The organism is Streptomyces sp. NPDC054849, from assembly GCF_053610945.1.
In genome coordinates this window covers 1-8,564 of the sequence record NZ_JBSGZI010000171.1, presented here as the reverse complement: position 1 = coordinate 8,564, position 8,564 = coordinate 1, and the positions used below count along the sequence as shown (strand labels likewise).

The window sequence follows — 8,564 nt, the reverse complement described above, 5'->3', positions numbered from 1 at the left end:
GGACCCGGGGCGGAGCCCCGCACATCCAGCCTCGCCGGCGTTTGAGGCGCGGGGTCCGGGGCGGAGCCCCGAGCTTTCAGCCTCGCCGGCGTTTGAGGCGCGGGCCCGGGCCGAGCCCACGGCGGCGGCCCGGCCGTCACCTTCGCAGCAGCGTCACCACCGCCGCGCCGCCCAGGCCGATGTTGTGGGCCAGCCCGACCCGGGCCCCGGCGACCTGGCGGGGGCCCGCTTCCGCACGCAGCTGCCACACCAGCTCCGCCGCCTGCGCCAGCCCCGTCGCGCCCAGCGGGTGCCCCTTGGAGATGAGCCCGCCCGACGGGTTGACCACCCACCGCCCGCCGTACGTCGTCGCCCCGCTCTCCACCAGCTTGCCCGCGGCCCCGTCCTCGCACATGCCCAGCGCCTCGTACGTCAGCAGCTCGTTGATCGAGAAGCAGTCGTGCAGCTCCACCACGTCCACGTCCTCGATGCCGAGCCCCGACGCCTCGTACACCTGCCGCGCCGCCGCCGCCGTCATCGGCTTGCCGACCACGTCGATGCAGGAGCCCGACGAGAAGGACTCCTCGGTGTCCGTCGTCATCGACTGGGCGAGGATCTCCACCGCCTTGTCGTGCAGCCCGTGCTGCACCATGAACCGCTCGGACACGACCAGCACCGCCGCCGCCCCGTCCGAGGTCGGTGAGCACTGCAGCTTCGTCAGCGGGGTGTGGATCTCCTTCGCCGCCAGGATCTCCTCGACCGAGTACACGTCCTGGAACTGTGCGTTCGGGTTGTTCGCCGAGTGCCGGTGGTTCTTCGCGCCCACCGCCGCCAGCTGCGCCGCCGTGGTGCCGTACCGCTCCATGTGCTCCCGCGCCGCGTTGCCGAAGATCTGCGCGGTCGGCGGGGACATCTCGAAGCCGTGGCCGGCGGCCATGATCCCGTAGTGCCGGGCCACCGGGGACGTCTTGAAGTCACCGCCGTCCGACCCGCCGCCCAGCGCCCCGCGCTTCATCTTCTCGAAGCCCAGCGCCAGCACGCAGTCGTTCAGTCCACCCTCCACGAACTGCCGCGCCATCATCAGCGCCGTCGAGCCCGTCGCGCAGTTGTTGTTGACGTTGTAGACCGGCACCCCGCTCAGTCCCAGCTCGTACGCCGCCCGCTGGCCGGCGGTGGAGGCCTGGAAGCAGTAGCCCACCGGGACCTGCTCCACCAGGCCGTACTCCACGCCCGCGTCGGCGAGCGCCGCGGACCCGGCCTCCTTCGCCATGTCCCAGTACTGCCAGTCCCGCGACTCCGGCTTCTCGAACTTCGTCATGCCGACGCCCACGATGTACGACTTGTGCGACCTGTGCGACCTGTGCGACCTGTGCGACCTCATGTCCCTGCTGCCCTTCAGTCCCTGGGAAGGCCGAGAATCCGCTCGGCCACGACGTTGAGCTGGACCTGCGTGGTGCCTCCGGCGATGGTCAGGCAGCGGGACATGAGCATCCCGTGCACCGCCCGCTCCCCCGCCCCCTCCCGTACCGCGCCCACCGGTCCCAGCAGTTCGAGCGCGAGCTCGGCGGTCCGCTGCTGGTGCGGGGTCTGGACGAGTTTGCGTATGGAGGCGCCCGCGCCCGGCTCCAGCCCCGACACCTGCTGGAGCGTGGTGCGCAGCCCGATGCAGGCCAAGGCGTGCGCCTCGGCGGCCAGCGCGCCGATCCGGGCCCTGTACGTCCCGTCGAGGTCGGCGGCGCGTGCGAGGAGCGCCTCCAGACCGGTGTCGAAGGTCATCTGGTCGGCCATGTGGACGCGTTCGTTGCCGAGGGTGTTGCGGGCGACCTGCCAGCCGCCGTCGGCCGCGCCGACCAAAGCGTCCGCCGGAAGTTCCACGTCGTCGAACCAGACCTCGTTGAAAAGGGCCTCGCCGGTGATCTCCTTGAGCGGCCGGATGTCGATGCCGGGGCTGTTCCTCATGTCGACGACGAAGTAGCCGAGCCCCTTGTGCTTGGGCGCGTCCGGGTCGGTGCGGGCCAGCAGGATCCCGAAGTCGGCGCTGTGCGCGGAACTCGTCCACACCTTCTGCCCGTTGACCCTCCAGGTGCCGTCCGCGGCCTGCTCGGCCCGCGTCCGCAGCGAGGCCAGGTCCGAGCCCGCGCCCGGCTCCGAGAAGAGCTGGCACCAGGTGACGTCCCCGCGCAGGGTCGGCAGGACGTAGGCCTCCCGCTGTGCGGGCGTCCCGTAGGCGAGCAGGGAGGGCACCACCCAGGTGGCGATCCCGAGGTCGGCGAGCCTGACCCCGGCCGCGGCCAGTTCCTGCTGGACGACGAGCTGCTCGACGGGGCCGGCGCCGAGGCCGTAGGGCGGCGGGAGGTAGGGGGCCGCGTAGCCGGTGGGGGCCAGGATCCGCCGGGCGGCGGCCGGGTCGAGCCCGCGCGCGTCCTCGATGGCAGTACGGGCATTCGCGCGGTACGTCTCGGCCTCCGCGGGCAGTTCCAGGCGCAGCTCGCGCCGCGCCCCGCCCGCGGCGCACCGCACGGCCCGTACCCGGTGCCCGTCGCCGGGGCCCAGCAGCTGGCGGGCGACCAGGGCCCGCCGCAGGTGGATGTGGGCGTCGTGCTCCCAGGTGAAGCCGATCCCGCCGAGGATCTGGATGCAGTCCTTGGCGCAGGAGTACGCGGCGTCCAGGGCGGTCCCGGCGGCGAGCGCGGCCACGAGCGAGCGCACGTCGGCCGGCGCGGGATCGTCCATGGCCTGCGCGGCGTCCCAGGCCAGAGCCCGGGCCTGCTCCAGCCGGACCAGCATGTCGGCGCACAGGTGCTTGACGCCCTGGAACCGCCCGATGGGCCGGCCGAACTGCTCGCGCACCTTGGCGTACTCGGCGGCAGTGTGCACGGCCCAGGCGGCGGTGCCGCAGGCGTCGGCCGCGAAGAGCGTGCAGGCGAGATCGCGGACGAGGGCCGCGTCCAGCTCCAGCAGCCGGTCGGGGGAGGTGACGGCGCCGCGCGCGCGCACTTCGGCGGTGGGCCGGGTCGGGTCGGCACTCTCGTGCGTACGGATGTCCAGCGCGGCGGCGTCCACGGCGAACCAGCGGGTGCCGTGCGCGGCCTCGGCGGCCAGCAGCACGAGATCGGCCTCGCCGGCGCCGAGTACGGGCGGGGCGAGACCGTCGAGCAGGTAGCCGCCCTCGACGGCGACGGCGGTCAGCGTCCCCGGCCCCAGCGCGACCGCGCCGACCCGGCCCGCGAGGGGCTCGGCTCCGGCCCGCTCCAGCAGCACGGAGGCCAGCGCGCTCGGCAGGTACGCGCCGGGCAGGGCGGCCCGGGCCGCCTCCTCGACGACGACGGCCAGGTCGAGCAGGGTCCCGCCGTCCAGGTGCGGGTCCAGCAGCCCTTGGACGGCCATGGCGTCCCAGTAGGCGGGCCGCGCCCCGGTCTGCGGCGGGGTGTCGAGCAGCTTGCGCACCTCCTCGGGAGGCACGGCGCGCGCCACCCAGCCGCGCACCGCCTCGGCCAACTCCCGCTGCTCCTGTGTGATTCCGATGCCCATGCGCGGCAGACTAGAACACGTTCCAATCTGACGGAAGGTCAGGTGAAGGTCTTCTTCACGGCCCGCCCGACCCGGCGCCGTACGATCACGGCCCTGCGCGTCGGCAGACCTCGGCGAGGACCACCGCGGCCGTCGGCCAGAACCTCGCGCCCAGCCGCCGTCCGCCCGGCGCGAGGGCCCGCTCCGGCCGGACGCTGCGCATGCCCGCGCAGGCCGCGACCAGGGTGGCGCCGAGCGACAACACGTCGCCCACAGGGGTGAGTTCCTCCCGTCGCCCTGCTCGGGCGACATATACGGGGGGCGAGCCGACCAGCGCGCCCGCGTGCGTGATCCGCGTCTGGTCCTCCGCGGCGCGCACGATGCCGAAGCCGATGACGCGGACCCGCCCTCGGCGCGCAGCACGCTGGAGGGCTTCAGGTCCCGGTGGATTCGGCCCGCCCGGTGGACGTCGGCCAGCGCGTGCGCCGGCCCGGCGGCCAGCCGGCGCGCCCTCCCCGGACAGCGGCCCGGCGGCTTTCAGGACCTGGCCGAGTGAGGGTCCCGGTACGAACAGCGCGGCGAGCCAGGGCGTCTCCGCGCCCGGATCGGCGTCGACGACGGGCGCGGTGCACGCGCCCGACACCTTCCGGGAGGCCTTCGCCTCACGCCGGAACCGGGCCGGGAACTCCTCGCCCTCGGCCGGTTCGGCGTGCACCTGCTTGACCGCGATGAGCTGCCCGTCGGGACCGACCCGGAGCAGCACCCGCCCCATGCCGCCCTGCCCGAGGACGGCGACGCATTGGAAGGGCCCTATGTGCGCGGGGTCGGCAGCCGCAGCGCCTTCATGCAGACAGAGACCCGACGAAGACGGCGAAGGCGGCCGGGCCGACGGTGAAGGAGGGCCCCTCGGGGTTCTTGGAGTCCCGGACGGCGACGAGGCAGGGCTGTGCGGCGACCTCGACGCAGTCGCCGCCCGTGTCACCGCTGTACGAGGCCTTGCGCCAGGCCGCCGTGCCGAGCGGGGCACACTCGACGCACTCGCCGCCGGTGTCACCGCTGTACGAGGACTTACGCCACTTCGCGCCCGTCAGGTGCTGGTTGGTGTCCATAGCGCTCCTCCAATACGCGGGCGATCAGGGCCGCCGAGTCCTCCAGAGGGAGTGCGGCGGCCTGCAAATGATCGTATCGGAGCGAGCCTTCCCTGAGAGCCTGCGGATTGGCCGTCATATGGCCCTGCACGAAGTCCTCGGTGTAGACGAGATCCGGGTCGTCTTCGAAACGCAGGACGGTGAACGAACCCATCTGTCCGGCGTGCGCTCCCGCCGCGAAAGGCAGGATCTGCACCCTCACCCACTCCCGCCTCCTCAGGCTCAACAAGTGGGCGAGTTGCTTCCGCATGACTTCCCGGCCGCCGACCTCCTGGTGCAGCACGGCCTCGCTCAGCACGGCCCACATCAGTGGCGGGTTCTCGCGGTCGAGGATGCGCTGCCGTTCCATCCGAGCGGCCACCTTGGCGTCGAGGTCCCCTTCGCTCCGCACGCCCAGCACCGCACGCGCATATTCCTTCGTCTGCAACAGCCCGTACACCAGCTGCGCCTGGTACGTGGAGAGGTACGCCGCCCGCGCCTCCATCTCCGCGTACGCCTGGAACCACGTCGGCAACTGGCTCCGCAGCACCAGCCCCACCAGTCGCGAGAACACCCCGCCCGTCCCCAGCGCCGCGTCCACCCGCTCCGAGAAGTCCCGGGTCGGCACTCTCTTCGTCGTCTCGATCTGGCCGATCAGCGAGCCCGTGCAGAAGACGATGGCGCCGAGCTGTCCCTGCTTCAGTCCCGCGTCTTCTCGCAGGCGGCGCAGTTCGGAGCCGTAGTAGTCCAGCGGCGAGGCACTGGGATCGAGATCGCGCATGCTGACCATGGAACGGTCACCCCCAAGCCGTCATACGTTCCATAGCCGAGCGTAACCATCCGACTGCGCACGGGTGACTCGAATCGTCCAACGGAGGCGTCCCGGCGGGCGAAAGCGCCTCGGCGAGGACGCCACCTGCTGGGACGTGGCCATTTTCAACGGCCACACCGACCCCGTCGACTTGACGGTCCAGGCGATAGGCGCCGACGTCGACGGCTGACCGGGCGGCAGGGCGGCAGGGTGGGCCCCGGCCTGGTCCGCTACCAGCGGGTAAGGCACCATGGGCCGCCACCGACACAACCGCTCACCGCCGGAGGAACCATGGCCACCCCCAAGCCGGAGACCCTCGCCGCCTTCGAGGCCGCCAAGGGGTTCATGCCCGTACGGGAGGGCCTCGCCCTGTACGAGGCGGCCGTGGCCGCGGGGGCGCTCGGGCTGCCGCTGCTGGAGGTCGGGACGTACTGCGGCCGCTCCACCATCCTGCTGGCGGACGCCGCCCGCGAGGCCGGCGTCGCGGCGATCACCGTGGACCACCACCGCGGCAGCGAGGAGCAGCAGCCCGGCTGGGAGTACCACGACCCGAGCGTCGTGGACCCGGAGGTCGGCCTCATGGACACCCTGCCCACCTTCCGCCGGACCCTGCACAAGGCCGGTCTCGAAGACCACGTGATCGCGATCGTCGGCCGCTCCCCGCAGGTCGCCGCGGCCTGGGGCGGCGCGCTCGGTTTCGTCTTCATCGACGGCGGCCACACCGATGAGCACGCCACCGGCGACTACGAGGGCTGGGCCCCGCACGTCGCGGAGGGCGGCACGCTCGTGATCCACGACGTGTTCCCGGACCCGGCCGACGGCGGCCAGGCCCCGTACCGGATCTACCTGCGGGCCCTCGCCTCCGGCGCCTTCGAGGAGATCTCCGTCACCGACTCGCTGCGCGTGCTGCGCCGCATCGCGCCCGGCCACTGACCCCGGGGGCGGGGCTGCCCGCCGCGGCCAGGGGCCCTGCGTCGAGAGGCCCCACGTCAAAAGGCCGAATCAAGAGGCTCTGCGTCGGGGGGCGCCCGCGATGGGCGCCGACGGCGCAGGGCTCCGGGCATACCTCCCGACCATCGCACCACGCCCCCGGATGGCGCAGGATCCGGCCGGGCCCCCGCGCGGCGGTCTAGCATCGCGGCGTGCGCAAAGACGACAGCCCCCCGCCCCCCGAGTCCGGCTCCTCGGTCAGCCCGGACCGGTCCTGGTTCACCCGGCGCTCCACGCTCGTCGTCGGCGTCGCGGCGCTCGCCCCGGCCTGCCTGGCGGGCTGGGTGCTGACGCAGGTGCTGACCGGGACCGGGCCGGAGGGGCGACAGCCCCGGCCCGCGCCGCAGCCCGCCTCCCACTCGGCCCTGTCACCCGGCCAGCGGGACGCGAAGCCGGGCTCCACCCCGAGCCAGAGCCCGAGTACGAGCCCGAGCGTGCGCGCGAGCACGCCTGCGACCGCCCCCGCCAAGGGCGGGCTCACCGGCCGGACCGTCGTCATCGACCCCGGCCACAACACCGGCAACTTCAAGCACACCAAAGAGATCAACCAGCAGGTCGACATCGGTACGAACCGCAAGGAGTGCGACACCACCGGAACGACCACCAACTCCGGTTATATGGAAGCGGAGTTCACCCTCGACGTGTCACAGCGCCTGCGGGCCGTCCTGGAGGCCCAGGGGGCGAAGGTGGTCCTCACCCACCAGGCCGACCGCCCGTGGGGCCCCTGCATCACCGAGCGCGCCCGCATCGGCAACGAGGCGAACGCCGACGCCGTCGTGTCCGTCCACGCCGACGGCGTCTCCGCCGGCAGCCGCGGCTTCCACGTCATCCTCCCGGCCAAGGTCAAGAGCGGCGCCGCAGACACCGCGAAGATCGTCGAACCCTCCCGCGAACTCGGCGAGCGGATCGCCGGGAACTTCGCCCGCACCACCGGATCCGCCCCCGCCAACTACCTCGGCGGCGGCACCGGCTTGGTCGTCCGCGACGACCTCGGTGGACTGAACCTGTCAACTCGGCCCAAGGTGTTCATCGAATGCGGCAACATGCGTGACGCCAAGGACGCGGCGCAGCTGACGAGTCCGGAGTGGCGGCAGAAGGCGGCTCAGGGCATCGCGGACGGCATCGTCGGCTTCCTCGGCGGGTAGTCCCACCGGAGGTCCCGCCGGGACTGCTCGCAGCCCCGATCCTCTCGGCCGCGCGAGACCTCCGTACCATGGTGCCGCCCGCCCCGCTGCAGAACGATCTGCGACCGCGGCACCACGAGACGACCGAGACCGAGAAGGACACCTAAGACGTGAACATCCGCTCCCTCACTCGAGGCGACGGCGTGGTGATCGGAGCAGCGGTGCTGCTGTTCATCGCCTCGTTCCTCGATTTCTACTCCGCCACCGGTGTCGACGTCCCGAGCGCGTGGGACACCGACGTATACCGGCTGGTGCTGCCCAGCGTCTTCCTGCTCGGCTTCATCGCCGCGGGCCTGTTGATCGCCGGTCGCTTCCAGCCCGAGACGCGCAAGGTGCTGGGCCTGCCGCTGGCGGCGTGGGGCACCGTGCTCGCCGTCTCGGCCGCATGGTCCGCGCTGTGGTCCCTGATCACCTGCCCGACCGGCGCCGACCTGGGCGCCGGCGCCATCCTCGCCTTCCTGGGCACCCTGGCGCTGGCCGGCGTGGCCCTGTTCAGCGCCAAGGTCCCGGCGCTGGCAGGCCAGCTGGTGCCGGACCCGAAGCCCGCCGCCGTCCCGCCGTACGGGGGCCAGCCGCAGCCGGGCGCCGGGTACGGTTACCCGGGCGGGCAGCAGCCGTACGGTTCCACCCCGCAGCCGGTCCCGCCGTACGGCGGCACTCCGACACCGGCCCCCACCCCGGGCCCGGGCCCGCAGGACGCCCACCACACTCCCCCGCCCGCCCCGGCGGCGGACTTCACGCCGTTCTGGTTCGCGGTCCCGGTGGCCCGCCCCCTCTTCGCCGAGGACGGCTCCCCCACCCAGATCGCCGAACTCGCCCCGGGCACCTGGTACCTGGCGGTCGAGCAGCGCGGCCAGGGTCTGGTGGCCCAGACGCAGGACGGCCGCCGTGGCGTGCTCCAGGACACGACGGGCATCCAGCGCGGCTGACCCATCGTCGTACGCGTACGGCCCCTCGCCCTTC

The 8,564-nt window shown here is 73.0% G+C and carries 8 protein-coding genes; 3 read left to right on the top strand and 5 right to left on the bottom strand.

Annotation, left to right across the window (positions count from 1 at the left end):
* Positions 1 to 136 precede the first annotated feature (136 nt).
* The 5 genes from ACWGIF_RS37270 to ACWGIF_RS37250 all read right to left on the bottom strand — a co-directional run bounded on the left by ACWGIF_RS37270 (position 137) and on the right by ACWGIF_RS37250 (position 5,406).
* Positions 137 to 1,360 (bottom strand): lipid-transfer protein, encoded by a 1,224-nt coding sequence (locus ACWGIF_RS37270; RefSeq protein WP_453504225.1) that lies wholly within the window; start codon positions 1,358 to 1,360, stop codon positions 137 to 139.
* A 14-nt stretch (positions 1,361 to 1,374) separates the two neighbouring features.
* Positions 1,375 to 3,510 (bottom strand): acyl-CoA dehydrogenase, encoded by a 2,136-nt coding sequence (locus ACWGIF_RS37265; protein ID WP_453504223.1) that lies wholly within the window; start codon positions 3,508 to 3,510, stop codon positions 1,375 to 1,377.
* Positions 3,511 to 3,595: 85 nt separating this feature from the next.
* Positions 3,596 to 4,261 carry a hypothetical protein gene (locus tag ACWGIF_RS37260; RefSeq protein ID WP_453504221.1) on the bottom strand — a complete coding sequence of 222 codons (666 nt, stop codon included), beginning with the start codon at positions 4,259 to 4,261 and terminating at the stop codon, positions 3,596 to 3,598.
* A 70-nt stretch (positions 4,262 to 4,331) separates the two neighbouring features.
* Positions 4,332 to 4,598 carry a DUF397 domain-containing protein gene (locus ACWGIF_RS37255; protein ID WP_453504219.1) on the bottom strand — a complete coding sequence of 89 codons (267 nt, stop codon included), beginning with the start codon at positions 4,596 to 4,598 and terminating at the stop codon, positions 4,332 to 4,334.
* Positions 4,558 to 5,406, bottom strand: coding sequence for a helix-turn-helix domain-containing protein (locus tag ACWGIF_RS37250; protein WP_453504217.1), 849 nt, complete (start codon positions 5,404 to 5,406; stop codon positions 4,558 to 4,560). Before ACWGIF_RS37250 ends, ACWGIF_RS37255 begins: the two co-directional genes overlap by 41 nt.
* 312 nt (positions 5,407 to 5,718) lie before the next feature.
* Between ACWGIF_RS37250 and ACWGIF_RS37245 the strand changes: the two genes are divergently transcribed.
* The 3 genes from ACWGIF_RS37245 (at position 5,719) to ACWGIF_RS37235 (ending at position 8,530) form a co-directional block, all read left to right on the top strand.
* Positions 5,719 to 6,360, top strand: a complete 642-nt coding sequence (locus ACWGIF_RS37245) for a class I SAM-dependent methyltransferase (protein WP_453504215.1) — start codon at positions 5,719 to 5,721, stop codon at positions 6,358 to 6,360.
* 209 nt (positions 6,361 to 6,569) lie between these two features.
* On the top strand, positions 6,570 to 7,562 hold the full coding sequence (locus ACWGIF_RS37240; protein ID WP_453504213.1) for an N-acetylmuramoyl-L-alanine amidase: 993 nt from the start codon (positions 6,570 to 6,572) through the stop codon (positions 7,560 to 7,562).
* Positions 7,563 to 7,711: 149 nt separating this feature from the next.
* Entirely contained in the window at positions 7,712 to 8,530 is an 819-nt protein-coding gene (locus ACWGIF_RS37235; protein WP_453504211.1) for a hypothetical protein, read from the top strand.
* Positions 8,531 to 8,564: the final 34 nt, after the last annotated feature.